The 25,231-nt window shown below is 32.5% G+C and carries 13 protein-coding genes; 1 reads left to right on the forward strand and 12 read right to left on the reverse strand.

What is annotated here, in order from left to right; translation table 11 throughout:
- Positions 1–104: 104 nt before the first annotated feature.
- The 12 genes from E0F76_RS18350 to E0F76_RS18405 all read right to left on the reverse strand — a co-directional run bounded on the left by E0F76_RS18350 (position 105) and on the right by E0F76_RS18405 (position 24,941).
- Positions 105–4,154: an FG-GAP-like repeat-containing protein gene (locus E0F76_RS18350; protein WP_132009712.1), complete on the reverse strand. Its 4,050-nt coding sequence runs from the start codon at positions 4,152–4,154 to the stop codon at positions 105–107.
- A 69-nt stretch (positions 4,155–4,223) separates the two neighbouring features.
- Positions 4,224–6,227, reverse strand: coding sequence for a DUF2264 domain-containing protein (locus E0F76_RS18355; protein ID WP_132009714.1), 2,004 nt, complete (start codon positions 6,225–6,227; stop codon positions 4,224–4,226).
- A 59-nt stretch (positions 6,228–6,286) separates the two neighbouring features.
- Complete coding sequence (locus E0F76_RS18360) at positions 6,287–8,749, reverse strand: sugar-binding domain-containing protein (RefSeq protein WP_220398949.1); 2,463 nt, start codon at positions 8,747–8,749, stop codon at positions 6,287–6,289.
- Between the two features lie 17 nt (positions 8,750–8,766).
- A complete protein-coding gene (locus tag E0F76_RS18365) occupies positions 8,767–12,318 on the reverse strand; it encodes an alpha-L-rhamnosidase (RefSeq protein WP_132009716.1) in 3,552 nt (1,183 codons plus the stop codon).
- 108 nt (positions 12,319–12,426) lie between these two features.
- A complete protein-coding gene (locus E0F76_RS18370) occupies positions 12,427–13,602 on the reverse strand; it encodes a glycoside hydrolase family 43 protein (RefSeq protein WP_132009718.1) in 1,176 nt (391 codons plus the stop codon).
- A gap of 354 nt (positions 13,603–13,956) precedes the next feature.
- Positions 13,957–15,180, reverse strand: coding sequence for a hypothetical protein (locus E0F76_RS18375; protein ID WP_132009720.1), 1,224 nt, complete (start codon positions 15,178–15,180; stop codon positions 13,957–13,959).
- A gap of 163 nt (positions 15,181–15,343) precedes the next feature.
- Positions 15,344–16,579, reverse strand: a complete 1,236-nt coding sequence (locus E0F76_RS18380) for a DUF4998 domain-containing protein (protein ID WP_132009722.1) — start codon at positions 16,577–16,579, stop codon at positions 15,344–15,346.
- A gap of 11 nt (positions 16,580–16,590) precedes the next feature.
- Entirely contained in the window at positions 16,591–17,799 is a 1,209-nt protein-coding gene (locus E0F76_RS18385; RefSeq protein WP_132009724.1) for a DUF4959 domain-containing protein, read from the reverse strand.
- Positions 17,800–17,822: 23 nt separating this feature from the next.
- Entirely contained in the window at positions 17,823–19,814 is a 1,992-nt protein-coding gene (locus E0F76_RS18390; protein ID WP_246022109.1) for a RagB/SusD family nutrient uptake outer membrane protein, read from the reverse strand.
- Between the two features lies 1 nt (position 19,815).
- Complete coding sequence (locus E0F76_RS18395) at positions 19,816–23,055, reverse strand: SusC/RagA family TonB-linked outer membrane protein (RefSeq protein ID WP_181954054.1); 3,240 nt, start codon at positions 23,053–23,055, stop codon at positions 19,816–19,818.
- Between the two features lie 349 nt (positions 23,056–23,404).
- Positions 23,405–24,184, reverse strand: a complete 780-nt coding sequence (locus E0F76_RS18400; protein WP_132009726.1) for a T9SS type A sorting domain-containing protein — start codon at positions 24,182–24,184, stop codon at positions 23,405–23,407.
- 481 nt (positions 24,185–24,665) lie between these two features.
- On the reverse strand, positions 24,666–24,941 hold the full coding sequence (locus E0F76_RS18405) for a T9SS type A sorting domain-containing protein (RefSeq protein ID WP_132009728.1): 276 nt from the start codon (positions 24,939–24,941) through the stop codon (positions 24,666–24,668).
- Positions 24,942–24,992: 51 nt separating this feature from the next.
- Here E0F76_RS18405 and E0F76_RS18410 point away from each other — a divergent pair.
- Positions 24,993–25,231, forward strand: a 239-nt coding sequence (locus E0F76_RS18410; protein ID WP_132004782.1) for a transposase, incomplete at its 3' end; no start/stop codon positions are given.

The raw sequence follows: 25,231 nt of genomic DNA on the forward strand, positions 1-25,231 counted from the left end.
CAAGACCGGTAATTAAAAAGAACAATTTTATATTTTTTAATTCTAGGTAATTTTTGACTTAAAAAAAGTAAACTAAGATGAAGAATTAGGAACAATCTTTTTATTTATTTTTTCAATATTAGCCTATTTATATTTATCTCTTTATTAAAAATGGTCATCAAATAAACTCCTTTTGCTAATGATTCTAAATTAATTTCAAAAGTAGCATCTGAAAAAACCTTATTTAAAATTAATTTTCCATGCATATCATAGAGCATTATGTTTTTGCTACTCTTTTCTAAATTAGTTTCAATAGTTAACTTATTTATTACTGGATTAGGAAAAATCTTTAAAGTTGAATCATCAATTAGAATCTTATTAATTTTTCCATTAAAATATTGTAGAGAAAAGTCAAAAACTTCTTTACCTATTTTCTCTCCAATAATCCGCCCTGGCATATCATCTCCAGGAGGATGGATTCCTCCCCAAATTCTGGATAAACTACACTGATCTGAAGCATCGCGATAAGTTGCCCATTGTAATTTAACATCCTTAGAAGGTCCCTCCTCAAAAACTAAAAATTCGTTTCTACGAGCAATAAATTCTCCATAACCACCTGGAAAAAAAGCATCTCCTGTCAACAATGTCATTACCTCTGCACCTGCTCTGGAATAAGTGGAATGCCCTGAAATATATCCTGCAAAAGGCGGAGTTACAAAAGTAGGACGTTGATAAGGCCACCAATTTCGAGCCAAAATCCAACCTACTCCAGCCTCATCATCTTTTGGATCTTTTACATAATCATGGCCTTTCCAGCAATATAATTTAATTTCACCTAAATACTCCTTATTCGCTCCTACTAAAGGATCATTTTCCTTAACTATTTCAACATGTCCTCGTTCTAAAGGTATGCCAGCAATATCATAATTAGCCAATGAAGCATCTGAGCTTTGTCCTTTATTTGCCATATAACGAATAGCTGAAATTGGTCTAATATAATCAAACCAACCCTTTATTCCCCAAGCAGAAATAGCACAATCATGCATAGCTCCTCCTAAGACAAAATAAGCTTTAACATCCCATTCTAAATTAGACAATATACTACCTTGACCATTAAATTTTTTCTTTAATATTTTACTATCACTAACATAATTCAATATGGTAAACCAATGTCCCGGAGGTGTTTCTGAATTGGGCCCATCTGCCCAAAACTCAGCTAAAACCCTTGTATAATCCCCTCTTAAAACTTTTTGTTCAACATAAGGTTGCTTTGTGTACGGATTTATAGAATATCCTTCACCCACATCTCCTCCTTCGTTTTCCTTATAAAAATTGGGGTATTCTGCATAATTTTTAGGAAACTTAGACGAATCTATATTACCTATCGATTTTGGTGAAATATCCCAAACTACACCATCTTTAGTATCCAAATGAGAAGACCATTTGGAAACTAGCGAAAAACCCCATTTATAAGCTTCGCTTGATTTTGTTTTTTCTTTCAAGTTCAAAATTGGTGGTATTCCTGGATCGTGATATACCATATATTTATTCCCTAACCGGGTATATTCTTTTTTATCATTTTCACTAAGGGAAAATGGAAATACATTACCCCATTCTGGTCCTAAAAAACTTGGTGTGGAGCCCGGAATTAAATTACCACTTTGATCAATAAATGTTTCAAAACTTAAAGGCTGCCATCTATTGGGATCAATAGCAAACATTGTATTGTCTGGACTGGAGAGATTTAAAGCTTTATTTACTGGTTGATAAAATATATTTTTATACTGATTAATTTCATTTGAACCATCTACAAGACCATAATCTATAACCGTTTGAGCAATATAATTCCCTAAGTCCGCACCGTCTCCCAGTGAATAATCTGTTGAAGTAATTGTAATATCATACCCTAATTTACTCATTAATGAATCAAAATTCTTTTGAGTTTGAATTTTATCAGGCGAATTTATAAAACGAAAGGATAGTAAGCGATAAACTGCATAACAAATGGCTTTTTTTCTAGAATTTTCCTTAACTTCATTAGGTACAAAACCGTTAAATAAAGAATTAAAACCATGAACTTCTTTTCCTAATAGATACGTTTCTGCTTCATTATCAAATACTGCCCAAGCATCATACATGGCAACACTAGTATGAAACAAATTTCTCGCATGTACAGTAGGACGTGCATAATCTTTACGTATTGCTGCTAATAAAGTTTCATTCCACAATCTTGCAACAGATAAATTTAGTTCTGGCACAACAACTGGTTCCGTTGTTAAATTTACATTCAAAGCAATTTTTTCACTAAAGCACTTGCTGTTTATTTCAGTTAGTAAAACTACTCCTTGGCTAGCTGTTCCCCATTGTACTTTAATAGATCCTCCTATTCCTCCTTCTACAATTTGCCCCCCTAGAACTTCCCAATTGGCAGTTGAATTTGAAGCTAAAGGATATGAATAAATTTGTATACTATGAAATACCGCATTTTGGCTCCCCGATATAATTCCTGAGTCTAACATCATACACTCACCAGAACTTATAGTTGCATAAGAATTATAATTACAAGAAGTAGGATTGGTGCAGCCATAAACTTTTTTGCTAGGCTCAATCGAAAGAACTTCAAAACCAGTAGCTTCTTTTACAAAAATTGTTTTATCCACTGGGATATTTTGATAGATTTCTACCAATCCAGAAGGCCAAGTAATTTTTAATTCTATTATTTTATTTTCTGAACCCAATCCAAAATGAATGGGTTTTAAACTTTGAGACAAAAACCCCACTCCAGAATAATAGCGGTACAAAGATCCTTTATAGGTTTTAATAGCTACTTTAGCTCCAATTGCATCTCTATTTGAAACTGTCCCTTGAAGTTCAACTTTAAGCCAATGCAGATCTGTTTTGGGATTTGTAAAATCAGTGATTTTATTTTCATAAAAAAATGATTTTTTATCATTATTGGTTACAAGAACATCTAAATCACCATCATTATCATAATCAAAAACTGCTTCGCTTACACTTACAGCTAAATCTCCTAATTTTGTTTTATCTGAACTGTCAATGAATTTATTCCCCCCATTAGCATATAAATTTTCGAAATACTTATTATTATCACTACTCGATCCATTATATGCAAATCCATTTACGACAAATAAATCTTCATCTCCATCAAGATCGAAATCTGAAAAAGAAACATCCCAAGCCCATCCTGACTTATTAACCCCCAATTCAGTTGCAACATTTACAAATTTTTTGCCATCAGTATTGGCAAAAAGAGCATTTTCTTGTATTGCAGTTACAAATACATCAAAAAAACCGTCATTATTATAATCTCCAATGGCAATTCCCATATCATCTTTAGAACGTTCTAACCCAAAAGAACTTGACTGTTCTGTAAAACCAATACCTTTATTATTTATATACAAATCATTAGTCTGGGATATATAATCATTTGTAATATATAAATCCATCCAACCATCATTATTAAAATCATAGGGAACACTTTGATAAGAGAGTTTATTGTTAACTCCTTCGAACAGATTACTTACATCAGAAAAAGTACCATCTCCGTTATTCTTATATAATCTATTATTACAAGTCTCTGACCAAACGGACAGGTACATATCAAGTAGCCCATCATTATTATAATCGAACCAAGTTGCTCCAGTATTTAAACAACCATTATGTTTTTGTAATCCAGCTTTTTCAGTTACTTCTATAAAAGTTCCATTTTTTTCGTTATGAAAAAGTTGAACCTTAGAGGTATTCGTCAAGAATAAATCTGGAAAACCATCATTATCATAATCACCCCAAAAACCACCTTGTTTAAATCCTGCCAAACCATCAAAAGTAGCAGCTTCTTCAGTTGATGGAAATAGATTAACTAAACCTGAATTATTAGTTACATCAGTAAAAGTACCATCATTATTGTTTTTAAATAACCTGCTATGACTAGCTACAACACCATCTTCATCTTTTGCTTTTGCCACTACAAAAAGATCCAAATCATTATCACCATCAAAATCAGCGACGGCAACACCATTATTTTTTTCTAAAACACCTAATCCTGCTAGAGTTTCTATTCTATCAAAAGTTTGCGCTTTGATGGAATTAGTACCTATTCCCAAACTATAAATAGTTATTATAAAACAATATTTGAAAAATGATTTATTTAACATTTGAATCGTTCGCTTCCGTTAAACTTTATTAATTTTATAATCCATAATTTAATTCGTTTTCTTAAACATTTAAAATTCAATCACTTTTCTTTCTCCATTTACTAGAACTACTATATTCTTATCTAAAATTTTAATTTTTCTAATAGGCATCAATTCTCTATTGGTAAACTCTTTACCTGATTTTTTCCAAAGCATTACTGTTACATAAATATTTGATTTTTGATTTGGATCAAAATCATGAGTCACATCAATCACGATACTATTTTCACTTTCTGGGTGTAAAAATTTCGAAGTAACAACTTCAGTTTTATCCCATCCCATAAGAGGAATCATAGCCAATTGGTATTTCCCATTATCTATAATTGTTACCTGACGTCCATTTACTTTTCTGGTTTGATTAGTGATTTCTTTATCCAATTGCGGCAAAGCATAATTTCCTAATCGCATCGATACCGCTTCTGTACTACTATTTCGATCTATACGCAAAATACCATTTGGCAAAGGAATATCGGCCAAATTCATTCTTATATTTTCATTAGTTTCTAAAACCGCATCACGATAATAAATGCCATTTTCGAATTTTTTAAAGGTATAAAGTCTTAATGGCTCCCATTCTTGGCTTTTGTTTTTGAAAACATAATTCATTGCTACTTCCCCGTTTACTCCATCGGCTTGCCAAGGAAACGCACTATTGTATGACAATCGATTATAATTTTCTGTTGATCGAAATCCCTGCCAATCGTCTTTTTTCTTTTCATGACACCAAGCTCTAATTTCTGAAGCTCCAATTTCTGGATAATCTGTAATCAAGATTTTTGATTCTTCTTGAAAGTTATTATAAACTTGGTCTTTTTTGAATTCGGTTTCCCAAGTTCCTTCATTTTCTTTGGCTGTCCAAAAAGGATTATCATCTGGCAATAATAGTCCCAGAAAAGCTTTTCCCATCCAATAAACACTTCCTCTACAACTATAAACTTGCACTGTAGGTTCAAATGCACCATAAAATCCTAATGTTGGTACATTATCTTTCATAAAATCTGGGTGAAGTAAAAATTGTTTTAAAACCCCAGATGAAATTCTTCGCAACCATCCATTATTAATTCTAGAATCCTTCTCTAATCCCATAAAAGGAAGGGGGGCAATGGAAGCAATCCGGTAACTATTACTACGTCCATACATGATCATTTCTCCATTACGACTAAACATTAAAGGATAATTGGCATTCAGATCTTTAAAATTATTCCTGAATTTTGCTGCATATTCTGGGTAATATTTATTTCCAAAATACTCTGACCATAGTGCTCCATACAATTGATACCCCCACATACTATAATAATCATAAGCGGGATTATCATTGTACCAACCTTCTCCTCTATAATCATCTAATGATTTTTGCAGATACTCTACTAATAATTTTTCATTCACTGCATAGCCTTGGTCTTTGAAAAAACTCAACACAAAAATGTTGAAAAACTTCCAATTAGAAGGTACTGTTGGTCCGTCTCCATAACTCAACATGGAATGCGCCAAAGCATCTTTTTGCTTCTGCGGCAATGGATTCCATAAGACTTCAGGATTTGTAAGTAATGAAATCGCAATAGCACCATATTCGACCAAATTTTGACTCGGCCCTCCATTTTTGGAACGAGGAACAATATAAGCAGGACTTTTTTGATCAATAAATTTAGCAAATTGATATCTATAATAATCAGCTACTTTTATATTATTAATCACTAAATCAGGATTCGCTTTAAGTAATGGAGAAGCAATAAATAGAGTTCTGCTCAATCCTTCTAATTTTTCTGTAGGTGCTTTACTTTCATCTTGAGGATAACTTTTTCCAGGTTGTTTTGGAAATTGCATTGGATCATCTAAAGTATGGATATAACTAAAGGCTCCTTCTAATAAATAAAGAGCTGCGTCACTCCAATGTTGCTTCGTCATTCCTGTATAAGGACTTAACGCATAATCTGGATTGACAATTTTAAAAACGGCATTGGTATTTTCTTTTTGTTGCGAAAATAAAGAAAGGCTAAACATAAACGTCAACAACAAAAAATTTAAATTCATCATAACTTCTAAAATTTATTTTATTTATAATTTGTTCTACAAAAACTCGTTTTGTATAATCTTTATTTTATTGATTCAATGGTAACGATACCCGCAGACAATCCTTCTGAATTTGCACCAATAGTAATGGATCCGGTTTCTTTAGTACTTTTAACAATGATTAATGCTTTCCCTTTCCATGTTTTTCTTTTATTGGAAACATAAAGATCTGTATCTTTCAAATTAGCGTTATCTACCCCGACAATAATTCCCGGTCCTGAAACATTAAATGTAAGTTGGTTTGCCGCATTAGGATTCAAATTCCCATTTTCGTCTGTAATTTCTATTGTTATAAAAGACAAATCCTGTCCATCAGCAGTTATTTCATTTCGATCAGCTGTCAATTTTATTTTAGATGCTTGTTGTGCTGTTTTCAACAAAACCGATTCTACTTCCTTATTATTTTCTATGCCTACCGCTTTTAATTCGCCACTAGCATAAGGAACTACAAAAGTGGCTTTAAACTCCTGAGCTATACATGTTTCTTTTTCGTCAATAACTTTATTATTTAGATAAAGTCTTACTTTAGGATATTTTGAATATACTTCTACTTCTATATTTTTTCCTTCTAGTCCCGGCCAAGTCCAACTTTCCCAAGTAGGCCAAACTGCCCATAAAGTCAATTTAATTTCTCCGTTTTCCGGATTGGGTTCACGTACTGCCATATATAATTTTTCATTATTATTATACAACATACTTCGATAATGAGAAATGGGTTTTCTCCACCCTATTAAATCTACATCACCACAATATGCACCATGCCAAGGATACAAATTGCCTTCCCAATGTTCACCAGTTGGTTTTCCTGGATACACATAACGGCCAATACCAGATTCGCCTAAATAATCCATCGCTGTCCACACAAAATCACCGATGATATAATTGTATTTTTGAACCAGATTCCAATTCGAAAAGGCATCTTTAGGATAAGATTCCGTTTGTACAATAATGCGCGAAGGCACTCTGGCATGATCGGATCTGGCATGATGCAACTGATAGTTATATCCTGCCACATCATGTGCCGCCATTAAAGGATCGAAAATTTCCCATGAATTATCCCAAGTAGTCATTGCTGATGTTACCGGGCGTGTTGGATCTATATTTCGCACAGCATTAGCCAGCATCTTTGCTGTTTCAACGGCTGCTGGTTCTTTCCTTTCGATAATTTCATTACCAATACTCCACATAATAATAGAAGGATGATTTCTATCACGCAAAACCATAGATTCCACATCGTGCTTCCACCATTTGTCAAAAATACTGGCATAATCATAGTTTGTTTTCTTTTCTCTCCAACCATCAAAAGCTTCATCAATTACCAACACTCCCAATCGATCGCAAGCATCTAAAAAAACTTCCGAAGGAGGATTATGCGAAGTTCTTAACGCATTGAATCCGGCAGCTTTTAACAATTCTACTTTTCTTACTTCAGCACGATCATAAGCTGCAACTCCCAAAGCTCCGTTATCATGATGCACGCAACCTCCGTTTAATTCTATCTTTTTTCCGTTCAACAAAAAGCCATTTTCAGCACTGAATTCGATTGTTCTGATTCCGAAATTTTTAGTAACAACATCAACTGGCAAACCACCATCCTTGATTTCTCCTCGTTTAATAATTTGCACTTCTGCCTTATAAAGATCTGGTGTTTCCGGCGACCATAATATTGGTTTTTCAACTTCTATTTTTTGAACAATTTCTTTTTCTTCACCAGCTTTTAAACTAACTCCCAATCCATTACCAGTACTCATTGAAATAGTATTAGAGCCATTCACTTTTTTAATAGAAATTGTTGTTGAAACGTCTATTATTTGCAAATTCTCTGTTTCATTTTTCAGCATAGTCTTAACCTGAACCGAAGCTTTTTCATTAGTCACTTTTGGAGTCGTTATACTTACTCCCCAGTTTTTAATATGAATAGCATTTTTCACTTTCAACCAAACATGACGATAAATTCCAGAACCGCTATACCATCTGCTGTTTTTTTGTTTCGAATTATCCACTTTAACAGCAATTATATTCTGTTTTCCAAATTTTAAATACGGTGTCAAATCATATTCGATAGAAGTATAGCCGTAAGGTTGCATACCTATTGACTTTCCATTAACAAAAACTTCAGCGTTCATATAAACTCCTTCAAAATAAATAGACACTTTTTGGTCTTTCCACTCTTTTGGAACTTCAAAATTTTTCCTATACCATCCTATTCCCATTGGATAAAAGCCACCATCACCTTCACTAGGGTTATTTTTTTCTGTTTTCCCTTCAATGCTCCAATCATGAGGTAAATCTAATTTTCTCCAAGAACTATCATCAAGGTTAATAGAACTATTTTCTGATGAATCACCCAAAGTAAATTTCCAATCAAAATCAAAAAGCTGATTTCTGTCAGCGCTATTTGGTTTCTTTTCATTATTTCCAGCTATACCGATTACAGTGAATAACATGAATAATACTATCCCTTTTATATCTTTAATCATCTTCATACTATTATTTGTTTTTATTAATCACTAATAATTGTTTCAAAACTATATTCACCCGATTCTAATTCAAAAACAGCCTTATTATTTTCTAATTTCAAAAATTTAATTCCGCTCTTTTTATCTTTTACAATTACATCACTTTCTTTTAAAGCTGGGAAATAAAGAGTTGCACTTGTATTTGCTGGTATAACAAAACGGAAATAATATTTGTCATTTTTTCTTTCCCAGCTACTTTCAATTCGTCCGTACATAGAATCATAGTACCCTTTAGCAAATGTCATTTTTCCAGTAGTATCCGGTTCTGGTTGTAGAACAAATTGTTTAAACCCTGGCGAATTATCATCTCTTATAATTCCTAAAGAATAATTATACATCCATGCTCCTACTGCACCAAAAGCGTAATGATTAAAAGAATTCATATTATTATTCCCTCCAAATCCATCATCATGAGTATATGAATTTAATCGTTCCCAAATAGTAGTAGCTCCTTGATTAATAGGATACAACCACGAAGGATACGATTTATTTTGTAGCAATTGGTAAGCAACATTAGAATACCCATTATCCGATAGCGCCTTACTTATCCATGCAGTTCCAATAAACCCAGTCAATAGTGAATAGGGCGGACAAACAACACCTTGATCCGTTTTATTTTCTCTGGTTACAGCATTAACAAACTGCTTTAAAGCTAAATCTGCATTCTCTTTATTTAAAATATTAAACGCAAAAGGCAATACATACGACGTCTGTGAATCTATAATTTTTCCTCTAAAAATAGTTTTACCAGTTGATTTATCGATATATGTTGTATTGAAAAAATATTTTCGTTGCTTATAGTATTCTGAAAAAAGTTCTTGATCTTCTTTTTTATCTAATATAGTGGCAACCTTAGTCAAAATTTCTAAATCATAAATAAAATAGGACTCCCAAAACAGTGTTTTTTCATTCTTAGAATCTTCTAAACTCAACCAATCACCTAAAGAACCCCAAGTATTTCTTTCTTTTTCTTTAAAAACTCCTGTATTAGGATCAATATCAGCTATTAGATAGTTCATGTACCTTTTCATAGCATCATAATGTTCCTCTAACAAACTTACATCTCCATATTGCAAATAATTTTCCCATGCAACAGTAATTCCAGCACTTCCCCACATCGTTTCTCCAAATCCTACACCTATTGGAGCTACATCTGGAAATCGCCCATCTTCCCTTTGTATGTCTCTCATGGCTAACATATGCCTTTTCAAAAACTGTTTAACATCGGATAAATGAACTGCAGTTCGAGAAAAAACCGAAATATCGCCACTCCATCCTAAACGTTCGTTGCGCTGAGGACAATCAGTAGGTATGGATAAAAAATTTCCATACATAGACCACGTAATGTTCTCCCATAACTTATTTACCAAAGGATTGGAAGTTTCATAATGAGAAGACAATTGATGTATCGAACTTAATACGGTTCCTTGTACATTAGCTAACTGTAATGGTTTTTCTATGCCCGTTATTTCTACATAGCGGTATCCATGATATGTAAATCGCGGCATTATAGTTTCATCGCCTCCTTTAGTTATATAAATGTCTTGCGACATGGCTGCCCTAATATTTTCGAGCATAAGCATGTCTTCATTTCCTTTGTATTCAGTTAAATTAGGATACAAAACTTCGGCAAAACGCAATGCAATAGTTTTTCCTTTACCAATAGTATTAAACCTTATTTTTGGAACTCCAACCATATTTTGTCCCATATCATACACAAATACACCTGGACGAACTTCTGTAACTGATTGAGCGGTTAATTCTTTAATTGGCTTAACCGTATTACCAAATTGCCCCACTAATTTAGCATCTGTAAAATTCTTGAAGTTGGGTAAATTAACTGTTCCTTTTAAGCTTACGAATCCATTTGTTCCTATGGTTACTGCTGAATGCCATTTTGATTCATTATACTCTGAAGTACTCCAACCCTCAATTGCTTTTTCTTTTCTTGCATCATATACTTCGCCTTGAAAAAAACTCCCATATTTAACTGGGCCATCATTAAAATACTTCCATGTTTCAGGGTCACTCACCATAATCTTTTCACTCCCATCAGAATAAGTGACCACCAATTTGGCCAACAAAGATTGACGATCTCCAAAGAAATTCCAGTTTTCACCAGCGAATGTACTACCTCCACTCCACCAACCTTCTCCAAGAATTGCTCCCAATACATTATTCCCTTTTTGGATATATGGAGTTACATCAAAAGTTTGATACAAATGGGTTTTGTTATATTGTGTTAGCCCTGGATTAAAATAATCATCTCCTATTTTTTTGCCATTTAAATAAACATCATAAATACCACGTGCCGTGATATACAATCTAGCTTTACTTATTTTAGGAGAATCTACCTCAAATACGGTACGCAACATTGGCATGGAATTTCTACTTGGGTTGGCTAAAACAAAAGCTCCTTTATTTCCTCCCATTACTGTATAGCTATTATTTTCAATAGTTACTTCTTTAAATGACGAAAATATACTTGGAGAATTACTGTTTTCAGAAAAAATCACATTCGAAGGACTTCGATAATTTTTAATTTCAATTTTTGAAAACTCTCCTTTTTCTCCCTTAGGCACTGAAAAACCTATATCGCCTACTAAAGGAAAAGCTATAAAATCACCTCCAGAACCTAACGGATTTAAATTAATATCGGCTACCAGATTTTCTCCTGCATGACCATTGATATATATTTTAGTGTTCCCTAAACAAGATTCAACACTTATAGTATGAGCATCATACTTATTTACTTTATTAATAATAGTATTCGAAATAGAAAAATTTTTAAAAGGAGTATCTTTTATATCATTTGGATGATAACCCACACGATAAATATTCAGTTTTGCATTTCCATCTGAATTCAAAGGTGAAATATCCAATTCGACCTGAATGTAACTATCTCCTTTTTTGTGCTCCAGTTTGTATTGATTTTTATTTTTATCCATTAAACGCTGATCATTAGCGCCATAAATTAAAGATAGTTTAGTCGATTGTGACTTTTTATCAAGCTGAACCGTACTATTAATAACAAAAACTGGAAGATATTGAGAATGCAAAACCATATCATTAGAATTCCCTCCAATCCATTTTGCTCCAGACCAAGCAGTTGTTTCTTTATCTGAATCTATATTAGTAACCATTTTGTCATTCATCAATCCTGTTTCGAACCATGCCTTAGTGGAGTACTTTTTCCCTGTTTGATCCCAAACTGTTATCGTCCAATTGTACAGACTTGTGGGTTTATAGTTTTCGCCTTTATATTTAATATTAATGGATAATCCACTTTTAACTTTCCCAGTATTCCATAACACATGCCCCTGATTATTTGTTACAATAATTTGATAGGCATTTTGAAAACACCCTCTATTTTTGTTTGATGATTCCATTTGCCAACTAAAGACAGGCTGAAACACATCAAGACCTATAGGACTTACTTCATTCTCCACTTTAAGATTACTAATTTGTATATCAGCACCAAAAAGCAATCTAGGCAAAGCAAAAAACAATAAGAAAATTAGTTTTAAGGACTTCATGTTTTTATTGGTTGATAAAATTTTTGTTTTTCTCTCATCTAATATATGGAAACCAACATATTAGCAGTTGACATTCCTGTGTATTTAAATACTTAAATTTACTTAATTCTATTTATAATTATCATCAATACTTTTTAAATTCCATTTATCAAACCATTTTACAATTGGTTTTTGGCCATCAAACTGAATAGGAAGCCAAACATAAGTGCCTTCAATCGGGTTATTGGGATTCCACCGATCAGCCATAAAAATAAATTGATCTTTTTTTCCTTCCACAGGAAGGACATAGGTGCCTTGCGAATGAAATGTTAAAGAAGCATCTTTTCCGATACAAGGATTTCCTAGCGATTTCCATGGTCCCCAAATTGATTTTGATGAAAACGAACGTGCCTCATTAGGATCCCAACCCGTACATCCAGAAGTTATCATGTAATATATGTCATTTTTTTTGAAAATCGCGGGTGCTTCATTATGACCAGCGGGTGCTACTACATTCCAATTATTTGTAAAATCTAAATAATCTGCTGTGAGTTCTGAAATATCAAGACTCAAATTATCTTCTGAAGAATGAATATGGTAAGCCTTACCGTCCGTATCTACAAAAACGGTGATATCCCTTGCCATTTGTCCTTTATTAAAATCTCTTTGAATAAAAGTTCCGTTTTTTACTGCGGTTAACCATTCAGGAGTCCAAGATTTTAATTCATTCTCATCCACAGATGGTAACTTAAATTTCTCCTCAAAATTCATTGGCCAAATCCCAACATTAGGACGATATGACTTTATAAAATCAAATGGACCTTGAGGAGAATCACTCACAGCAACACCAGTTCTGGCAGCATCATATCCTTGGTTCTTTAATTCGAGATGAAACCACATCACGTACTTTCCTGTTTTTTTATTATAAACCACTTTAGGACGTTCAATCACACAGCCTTTCGTTATTTCAGAGTTGGCATTTTCTTGTACCTTCAATACAATCCCTTCATTTTTCCAATGATTCAAATCCTTTGAAGAATAACAAGTTACACCAAATAAGGAAGTATTACCAGCGCTGCCAGAAGTTTTGTGTTCTCCGTACCAATAATAAATTCCTTTATTAAACCATACACCTCCACCGTGTGCATTGATATGTACTCCTCTTGTATCAAGCCATTTTTTACCAGGAACAAAAAATATTTTGTTTTTGCCTATTTTGTTAACATTGCATTGTATACAAAACAAGCACACTATTAAACTTATTCCAAACAAACTTGCTTTCTTTATTTTATAAAATTCGAACATCTAGAATTATTTTTTTTATCTTTTTAATAAACTATTTTTAAATTAAACTTCATCCACAATTTTGAACAAATTAGCACTAAATTCACATCATATTATAAACTACTTCGGAGCATAATACTAGCGAGACTATTACAATTTTTATAAAAGCAAACTAATTTTATTTGAAAATTTCAATCCCTTTCAAATTTTGGTCAATATTAAAGCGATATACTGATTCTTTTATTAATCAAGAGCTACAATATGCTATATTAAAAATGAAATATTAAAATTAATTTATTTTCACTTACACCACAATATTACAAAAAAAGAATCGCAGCAGGAATTCGAGGAATTAAAACAAAAAAATTAAAAACTTTAATTACTAGGCAACCCATCCGTTTTCATACCTTGCAATATAAGTGCATTTGTGATATATAACATTTCATCTCCATTATCTTCATTGGCTCCATTAATTCCATAAGGCCAAAAATGCTGACCATCTCCTAATAATTCGGATGTAGTAGAACCAGTAAGCACACGTAAAATTTCCTTAACTCGGTTTCCTTGCCAAGTTCCTTTCATTAGTATGCCCCATTGCCCATGAGTTCCTACACCAATCGTATGAGCGATTTCATGCATTGCTGTACCTGTACGCTGATAGGATTGATTTGAACCCATATTAATCCAACCAGAAATATTTCCATCAGCAGTCGGTGTACCTGGAGAGTAATTAATAGTAAGGTGTTTCTCAACAGAAGTAAAATTATTATAATAATAAGTAGCGTCCTCAAAAGCTGCTCTTATTCTAACATAAGCTGCTTTAGTTTCAGTACTTGCAACTGGATCTTCCCACATATAAAAAGTAAATTTACCTGACTTAATGGTACTTACTGATATTTGATTTCCATAAGTTACACCTTTTATAGTTTTTGCATAAGGTCTTACAAAATATTTTTTTAATTCCTGAAGATTTGTGATTCTTTGCAGAAATCCACCCAGATTATCTTTTATTCTAACAGTTGTTTTATTATTTTCGATGATTGGATTTTCATTTAAATCCCAAGTAACTCCTGATTCTACAATAGGAAAATCTCCATTACTAACAATTTTAACATCTACAAACAAATCATGAACACCAGAAATCGTAACATTTCCCATTTTTAAAACAGGAATATTCGCCAATTTTGTATCAAAAACGATCTGATTTCCATATCCAACTCCTACTTTATTAATAGCATAAGCACGGATATAATATTTAGTGTTATCCTGTAAATCAAAAAGATTAGCAGAAAATTCGCCCGTTGCTTTAGTTATAGTCTCTGGATATAAAACACCATTTTCTATTGTTGGGTTTTCTATAGTATTTAAACAAACTCCTCTTTTGGTTACAGAAGCACTACCTTTATTAATAACTTTTGCATTAATAGTAGCTGTTTTTACATCAATATTTAACACTTCAATTGTTGATACCTCAGGTGTTTTTTCAGGAATAACTTCTGAAGGTATTTGTACCACTTTTTCATCACTCAACGGAGTATTTGAACAAGAAAGTATTGAAAAACTGAGTAATACTATTCCAATAATATATATATATTTCATAAAACATCGAATAAATATGGAGTTGTAAGCTTATTTTGAATAAAATTTAAGTATTAAAAATTTGTCTCTGATTTTAAAAGGTTCAAGAAAACATATTTTAAAAGTAAATAAAATGGCATGCAATATAAAACTACATGCCAAATTAAAATTCTCTACTATTTTACTATTTATTATTTTTAAATAAATTAAAAGAAAGAATGTTGCAATATCTAGCATCCCCTTGAGTCGTAGCAATACCTAAAGAAACTTCTTTTGTTTGTGCAAGTGTAAAGGTAACTTCTACTGAAGTTGATGACATCGTTTTGATAATTCTCTTAAAACCAATTGTTAATGGATCTGTCTCAAGGACTCCTGCTGCAGAATTAGGTAATGTTTTACCTGCAGCTACTGTAAAATAAACGAAATCACTTATAGTATAACCACTATCGAGACCAGATCCATTTACTCTTGGGTTTGCTTTATATGTATAGGTCCCTGCTTCTAATGTTAATGTTTGATATACTTTACCATTAGTTATTAGCGGGGCTCCCCAACCACTTTCGAGATTAAAAAGACCAGTTGACCATTCATCCCAACCTCCGTAACCACCATGATTTTTTGCTGCATCATTAGTTGTCCAATCAGCTAAGATACCCCACCTACCAGATGAAGAAGATGCTTTAAAAGGAACTGCACTGTTTTTAATCATATAGGAAAGATCAATAACTTCGGGTACTTTTGAAACAAAATCGGTGTAAAAAGTATCAATTGATGTTGGAACTGGTAAAAACAATGACCGTTGTTTAAATTGACTTCCAATTTTATAATTTGGAATTGTTACTTGACTCGTTGCAACTGGAATTGTTACAGTATGCACGACATCAAATTTATCAGTATAAACAACCTCAGTAGCATAGGCGCCAGTAGTTAAATCCATCGTAGCAAAGTTTATTATAAGAGATAAACTACTCGATAAACTACTGCTTGCAATTTTCCTATCACTTAAACTTGCCTCATATCGTTCTCCATAAACTTGAGTAGTTTTATCTTGAACTACAGAACCATTTCCTTTAGCATCAAAGGTTTTTACCTGAAAATTGTAAATGTTCTCAGGAAGGTTTGGAATAATCGAAGATACAACATCTATTCCATTAGTTCGATTAATTGGCACAACAACAGAATCTGCTTTATTATTCCAATATACCCTTAATTCAGTGACTTTAGGATCTGAAATTATTAAACCTTTTACCATAACTCTATTTTTACCTGGATAAAATTTAAGAGAATCTATTTTACCAGTATATGAAATTTCACCACCCTCTGTATATTTTAAATACTCATCACTTCCTGAACATGCGATAATGCTTAGGATTGATAACAGCAGAATGATTAATTTTAATTTATTTTTCAAATGCTTCATAATTTTTTTAATTAAAAGTTAGGATTACCATAAACTTGTACCTCTGATACAGCCATAAATTGGCCTCCAGACCAGTTTTCTATACATTCTATTCTTAAATACCTAACCGCTGGCATATCTATAGAAATTTCAAAATCCTGACCATCTATAGCAGCTAAAAGATCATCGTTATTTTCTTGACCATAAGGTAATCCAGAAGGTTTTTTTATATCAAAATCTCCCAATAAAGTCCAACCTGATAGATTCCCGTCATTTAGAGTATTACTACCCCAAATCCTGAATTTTTTTATTGCACCTAGGTAATAGTAAAGTCTCTGACCTCCAATAGGTTCAGAAAATTGCCAAAGTTTCAATCTACTTAATTTTGTTACTTTACCAACATCAAAAGTTACCAAATGATTACCTACATCAATAGTTCTATCGGTAAAATAAGAACCCCAATACTCTAAAAATTGCCCATCCCATAAGTTTTTTACAGGATAAGTACCAATAACTTTTGAATCATTTGCTAAATGAATTGCGGCATAATTGGACTTTGGCATTAATGTTTCGTAAATTGGTTTCACTTCTTGAAATAAGGTGTCAGACTTATTCAACCATCGATCTCTCACTACTAGAGCAAATTGCTGTTTAATCGTATCAAATCCTCTTAAAGCTTGATTGATCTCACTCGTAGTAGTATAGATACTATTAGGTAAAGGTTCCCAATTACCTTGAATATTTTTAGTCATAATCAAAAAAGCCAGATTTTCATTCGTTGGATTATCTGCTTTTATTCGGATACCCCCAAAATCGGGTTGAAGAGTCATACTATCAAATACACTATAAACAGGAGCTCTAAGTGGCGCAACAGAAACCTTTACAGGTTTAGACTTCACTTCACTTCTATTAACAGCATAAAGAGTTACCTCTTTTTCAGTAAGACCTGTAAAACCCTCTAAAATCATGGAATTGTTATAATAAGAAGATTTTACTTCCATTTTTGTCCCATTTTCTAGAGTATATTGAGCTACTATGTAAAGTAAATCTTTATCATTAGGTAAACTGTAGGTTAGTTTAGCCTTTCCAGGTAAATTCTGGATTGCAATATTGCTTATTTCTCCTGGAGCTATAGTACTATGTTCTAAAGGACTAGCACCCTGATCTTTTGAACAACTAAATAGAACCCCAAACAGAGGTAATATCAAAATAGGTATATATTTTATAAATTTTAGTTTCATAATTTTATTTTTTATTAAACGTTTTACCATCCTGGCGCTTGAACTAAATTAGGATTTTGAATAAGAGTATTTTCATTTATAGGCCAGAAATAATCCCTAGGAGACACAAAGCGTTGTTGAAATAATGTTCTAACCTGGTAATAATCAGCTTCAGTAGAACCAAATACATTCCATCCTTTTACAGGCTCATTAAACTCTTGTGTCGCTTTTTTCCATCTTTTAATATCCCAGTAGTTCTTGCCTTCAAATGCAAGTTCTATATTTCGTTCATGATGAATTATTTCTCTCATTCCATCTTTAGAGGTAAACTTAAGCGGATTTTTCGAAAAATTTTGCCAAGATTCTGCAACACCCTTTAAACCAGCTCGGGTTCTTATCTGATCTACATATTTCAATACATCTGCTGTAGGCCCCTCTACTTCATTCAACGCTTCGGCATACATCAAATACAAATCTGATAATCTTAATTCTGGCCATGCATAATCTTTATATAGTGACCCTCCGCCAAAGGTTTGTTCCCAATTTACAAGTTTTTTTAAATAGTAACCAGTCACATTAAAATCAAAAGCATCTGCACTACCTGCATAATCTTTGTATTTAGCTTCAATATGCCAACGTGTGTCATCGGAACCACTATCATATTTATACCAAATTGCTCCATCAAATCCTAAATCAGCATAAAAACGCGGCTCACGATTAAAATTCAATATTGATGTTTTATATCCTACGGAAATATTGTATTTATCCTCAGAACCAGCCTCTTTCAATTGAGTTATCTCACTAAAATCAAGTGTTTTATCCTCTTCGATTGGAACACCATTTTTTGTGTAAAACATCTGAGCAGATTCCAATGTTGGAGATAATACTTTTCTTGCTTGAGAATGAGAAACAGTATTGATTAAAGGAGCCATACATAAACGTTGCAATTCATAGGTACGACTGTTTGGATTTGCCCAAATAATTTCATTATTCCAACGTTCGGTTACAGCTTCAGTTATGTCTAATTTCTTTCTAGTAACACTCTCAATATCAAAAGAAATATCTTCTTTATAGAAAATTTTATTACCATTTGCTTCGGCGACACTTATAGCTTCTTTTGCCGCATCTGCTGCTTTCTTCCATTTTAAAGGATCCAAAGTTGGGTTAAAATAAGGGGTTCCGTCTTTACCTTTAAAACCAGCCATATCTGCATTCCCATTAAAAAGAGGACTAGCAGCCATTAACAAAATTTCAGCTTTGATACCTAATGCAATTGGTCTAGTAATGCGTCCTAATTCATTTTGAGTATCCGTTATTTGCGGAGGAAGTACTAAAGCTGCTTCATCCAAAAGAGTAACTAAATAATCGATAGTCTTGTCTATAGGTTCTCTTGAAACTTGTATCTCTTCAATTGGCGCATCAATTGGAACATTTTTCCTCATAACTGGTATTGGTCCATACATACGCATCAAATAGTAATGGTAATATGCTTTTAAAAATTTAGCCTCTCCAGTCCATCTTAGACGTTCTGCGGGATTCAAGTCAGCAATTTTTGTTTTATCTTCAACATTTTCCAAAAAAGTGTTACAATGACGTATCCCTGCAAAAATTCTATATCTATCTGAAGGACCACCACCTTGATATCTACCTTCCCATACATCCATATAGGGATTTGAAACTCGTTGATAATTCCTTGCAATATCAAAAGCATAACTATTTATTGCTTCATCTTGACCAGGTATCCATACCTCATCTCCTGCTAACATGGCAATATTATATATTGCATCTCCATTCTTAGGTAAGTAAGAATAACAAGTAAACAAATATTTTTCTGCTTCATTACGCAGCTTAAAGGCAAGATCTATTGTCTCAACATTATCTGGAACAACATCCAGAAAATTATTTTCACAAGATTGAGTTCCTAAAACCAATAGTACTATTGAAACAATTCCTATTGATTTCTGAATTTTAATGAGACTTTTCTCGAACAAATTCTCTTTCATATATTTCATATTATTTTGTATTAAAGGCTTCATATTAAAAATCTAATTTTAAACCCAAGTTATATACAGACTGAATAGGGTATCCTAAACCATTTCCACCCATTTCTGGATCCCACAATTTAAAACTACTCCAAACAGCTAAATTATTTCCACTGAAGTAAATTCTTGCAGAACTTAACCCTAAATTTTTAGTTGTTTTATCTGGCACATTATATCCAAGTTCTACTGTTTTTAAGCGAAGAAAGGAGCCGTCACGCATCCACCAAGTAGAAGTTACATTGTTATTGGGTACAAAAGTATCGCTCAATCTTGGCCAGAAAGCATATAAATCTCTATTGTCTTCTGACCAGTGATCATCAGCAATTGGTTTAAGCAAACCATTTTGAGCATTCCCAGTCAATACAAAAGGAGCAATATTCCATGGGTTAATAAAAATTGAAGTTCTTGCTGCACCTTGAAAAAATATACTTACATCAAAACTTTTATATCCAGCAGTACCGCCAAATCCAAAAACAATTTCAGGCACCGTTGGATGTCCTATAGGAACCATATCATTCTCTGTTATTTTACCATCACCATTTACGTCACGATATTTAATATCACCTCCTGAATATTGATCAAACTGTATTGGGGAATTCAATGTTTCCTGATGATCCACAAAAAGTCTCTCTGCTATGTATCCATATACTTGAGAGCCGCTTTGCCCCACTTGAGAACGATATGCTAAATCATCTGGATAAGATAACTCATCAACTATTAATTTTTTCCCAGTTGCATAGGTTAAATTCCCTCTAAATTGAGTCCACCATTGATCCCCTAATTGTTTGTTATAATTAACTGACAGATCCAATCCTTTACTTTCATATTTTCCAAAATTAGTGGCAGGTATGGCCGTAAGCCCTAGTGTAGAACCTATATTTTGTCTAACTTCTAAAATATTACTCCTAGTTTGTTTGAAAACATCGACAGTTACGTTGAAAGATTTATACAATTCTAAGTCAACTCCTAAATTGATTTGTTGTGATTTTTCCCAACCAATATTATTATTAGCATAACGGCTTACAGAAACTCCATTTCTATTATATCCATATTGTTCTCCAAAAGCAGCACCATAAGCACCATCATTCAAATTCACATTAGATAAGTAAAAAAATCGATCAGATGCATCACCAATTTGATCATTTCCTACTAATCCATAAGTTCCTCTAAATTTCAAATCGGTTATAATCTCTTTCAAAGGTTCCCAAAATTTTTCGTTTGAAATACGATAGGCCACACCTATTGATGGGAAAAAACCGTATCTATTACCTTTTATAAATCGTTCAGAACCATTGTATCCAAAATTGAATTCAGTTAAATAGCGATTATCATAACCATAGGTAAACCTTCCTGAAATACCATTATTTCTAGCAGGTAAAGAGTTCTGTAAACTCCCTCCATTTCCTTGTTCAAAATTTGACACTAAATTAATAAGCATCCCTGAAATTGCATGTTTTTCATTAAAAGTTCTATTATAATTAATAGCTGTTTCAAGATAAGTTCTAGAATCTAATTTTTTTTCACCTTCTCCATAATTTAGATACTCTGTTCCTACCAAGCCTATAGATCCTTTACCTCCATCATTTAAAACGCTTAATTGAAGTTCTCCAGTTTCTGGACTTATAGTAGAACTATAATAAAAAGGATTGTACTTTCTAGAAACGGAATAAAATGAATACCTTCTCAAATACCCCATAGCTCTAACGGTTAAGCCTTTTGTAAGAGTATTCAAGTCTTGCTTTAGCTCAATCTGAGGCTGGATTGTAGATGCTTTCCAAGTTTCATATCCACTCACCATTTCTGCATAAGGATTAATCAATAACGAATTGGAACCATACCCTGTTGTAGCCCCACCAAATAAAGGATGTTCTATAAAAGGGAGATAACTTTTGGGATAAACTTTAGGAAATTTAACAGGGTTAGACCATAAGGCTGAATTAAATATATGTCCTCCTCCTCCTACTGGCCCATTATAATCATCAAATTGACCATACACTCTTATTGTTGCTGATGTTGTTGGAGTAAGATTGATGTCAATATTCGTTCGGATAGAATAGTTTCTTAACTTAATATTACTGTTGAAATTATTTAGTCCTTCTACGTTTAAGATGCCATTATCAATATTATAAGTGCTAGCTATATAATACCTTGCTTTCTCTCCACCTCCACTTGCACTTAAATTAAAACCTTGATTTATCGTATATTTTTTGATAAGCTCATTGATCCAATTGTTATTTGGATACAAATAAGGATCATCTCCTGCAGCAGTTCTATCGATCTTATTTTGATCGTAAGGAAGTGGTTTCAGTCGAGTTTGGTCATATTGTCTTGTCAAAGTCGCTTCATTAGCCAATTTCATATACGTAATATTGTCGGCAAAATTGAAATTTTTCGTATTGGAAGACATCCTTGTTTCTGTACGAAAATGAAACGTTGTCTTTCCTTCTTTTCCCGATTTAGTAGTAATTAAAACAACACCATTGGCTCCCCTTGCACCATAAACTGCTGCCGCTGCCGCATCTTTTAGAACAGAAAAAGCTGCAATATCATCTGGTTGCAAGCGCGCCATATCTGTAGAAGACGATTCAATACCATCAATAAGGATTAAAGGATTTTGCTTACCTGAACCAAAGGTCCCTAAACCACGGATGAAGAAATCTGAATTATCCGATCCAGGCTCCCCACTACGCTGAACTGCAATCATACCCGAAACACGTCCAGCCATCATTTGTGTCAGGTTACTTGTAGGACCTTTTAATTCCTTAGGATTAATAGAAGTTATTGAACTCACTAACCCTCCTTTTTTCTGTGTGTTATTAAAACCTATTACTACGACTTCGTCTAGATCATTTAATGAAGATTTTATGGTGATATTAAATACTTTTGCATTTCCTATCGAAACTTCTTTACTTTCAAACCCCATAAAAGACACAACAATTGTTTTAGCTTTATCATCTATTGATAAAGTAAATTTACCTTCAAAATCAGTCGCTACTGAATTTTTAGTTCCTTTGATTAGAACTATTGCACCTGGAAGAGTAATCCCTTTTTCATCTGTTACTACCCCGCTAATAGTTTTTTTTTGTTGAATAACCTGTGTTATTCCTGAATTAGTACTCTGATTCGCTTGAACTTGGAACAAAGAAAACAACACTAGAAGTAAAGTGAGTTTCTTTCTAAGCTTAAAGTCTATATCATAAAATTGTAATTTCTTTATTATAATAAAGTGTTTCATACTTGGTTGTAATTTTTAATTTTTAACAAAATTTCTAAATACTCTAATTCTGCTATTTTAAATAAATAGGTCTATTGAGTTTATTTGGTTTGTTTGCTATGTCATAGTTTAGTTGTTTTTTTTGGTTGATTAGTTAATTAGATAAATGCGTAACTCGTTGAAAGTAATTCAATTTGGTTAGTTTTTTATTTAGAAAAAATTAAAAGACATATCAGTTAGGAAAAATTACTTTTTCAAACCAATAAGCTTTATAAAACCAAGAATTAGTTAAATAATTATTGGTTTTAGCGTGTTTAAAAATGTATGTTTTTAAGGAAAAAATTTACAGTAATTTCCTGTAAAAACTAAACTAATTAATTACTATTTTTACTGATTTTTCACCATCAGTAGTTTTAATTTTCACAATCCAAAGACCTGATTTAAAATTAAAGTCCGTATCAGTGTCAGTTTTGAATGATTCAACTAAAGCACCTGTCATGCTATAAACACTAATTTCTGTTGGAGAATCCACATTAGTAATAAATATTTTACTTCCAACAGCATTTATATTAGTAGAAATTACAGAAGACACATTATTCAAACCTAAATTATCAATCCTATATAATTCATAATTATCTAGATTTATTTCAGTTGCAGTAGCTCCTCCATCACATGTGTTAAAAGAAATAAATCCTGCAACCGCTGCAGCACCTGTAACCATTTCCAAATCAATTAATTGCCAATTACCACTTGTATCATATGAACTCGAAACATCTGGATTAGTCCCCTTAGCCAAAAAGCCAATACTTCCACCTACAGTTTTTACCCATACATGCAAACGATATTTTGCATTTTTTTCCCATGTAAGATTAATATCTAATGCTGAATCTTCACCGTTAGTACCAGGCCAAGCACAACCAGCAGCATTACCATTTGAAACCAACTTCATGAATTTATCTCCACAATAGGCTCCTGAACTTTGTACAACTTCCCTCTTTGCACCCCAGCCGTTCCAAAGTGCCAAATCGGTCATTTCTGGATCAGGACATAAGTTTCCTTTTGGATATAAAGGAGTATAACATTGAGCATTCAAAAAATTTGTACTTACAATCAAGATAGTTACAATAAATAGTTTAGTAATTTTTTTCATGTTTTAAAAATTTTTTACTAATTAATAGTTGAATAAATAGGTTACATTTAACATAAGTGTAAAAAACACACCATTAATAATTTTCAAATTTTGATTAAAAAAGACAATTTTGTAGGGTATAAAATGACAAAACAAGGGGTAGTATATGTTCCTGTAAGTAAAAAGCTATTATTATGTAAGGATTATTAATGAAACTGTCACAATAAAACAATAAGTTTATTTTTATTACCTAATAAAATATTATTTAATAAATTAAATCACCTAAAATTAAATATAGTGTAATTATTGAAAAACCACTCAATTAACAAATACTAAATATTAATTCATTATTTTTTATTGTTTACTTATATAATATATATTTTAGTTGGATATAAAAAGAAATACCTATCTGTTAAACTACTTCTATGTTTTATGTTTTAATATTAGTATTATTTCTTTCCTAATCATTTGTGTCGACTAAGTCAATGTCGCATCTATAGAATTATTTAATTAACACTTTAATTTTATTCACTCCAGCATTATCAACTACTTTTACTATATATATTCCTGTTTTAAAAACACCTAAATTAACTACGCCTTTTGATAGCATTTTACCTTCAGAAAGTAATTTACCCGTTATTGAATAAACTTCATAACTATAATACTCATCACCAATATAATTTACTTTTAATGTATTTTCTATCGTGAAGAAAGTATAATTCGATTTTGTAAATACTGAATTATTTTCAACTGCAAGTGAATTTAAAAGCTTGGACATGCTAACTTTACCCGCATAAAAAGTTAAGAATAAAAACCTTAATTTTAATTTATGAAAAAAACGCGAATAATTTATGACCGAGCTTTTAAAGAGAAAGCAGTCCAGTTGAGTTTTGAAAGAACAAATATTTCAGAACTGGCCAGAGAGTTAGGAGTTACTGCTCCACAGTTGTATAAATGGAGAAAAGAATATGAAGAGTTCGGACAAGGAAGTTTTCCAGGGAACGGCAATTTAAAGCAAACGCCAGAACAGGAACGCATTTCGGAACTTGAAAGAAAGCTCAAAGATGC

The organism is Flavobacterium cellulosilyticum, from assembly GCF_004349355.1.
GTDB classification, from domain to species: Bacteria; Bacteroidota; Bacteroidia; order Flavobacteriales; family Flavobacteriaceae; genus Flavobacterium; species Flavobacterium cellulosilyticum.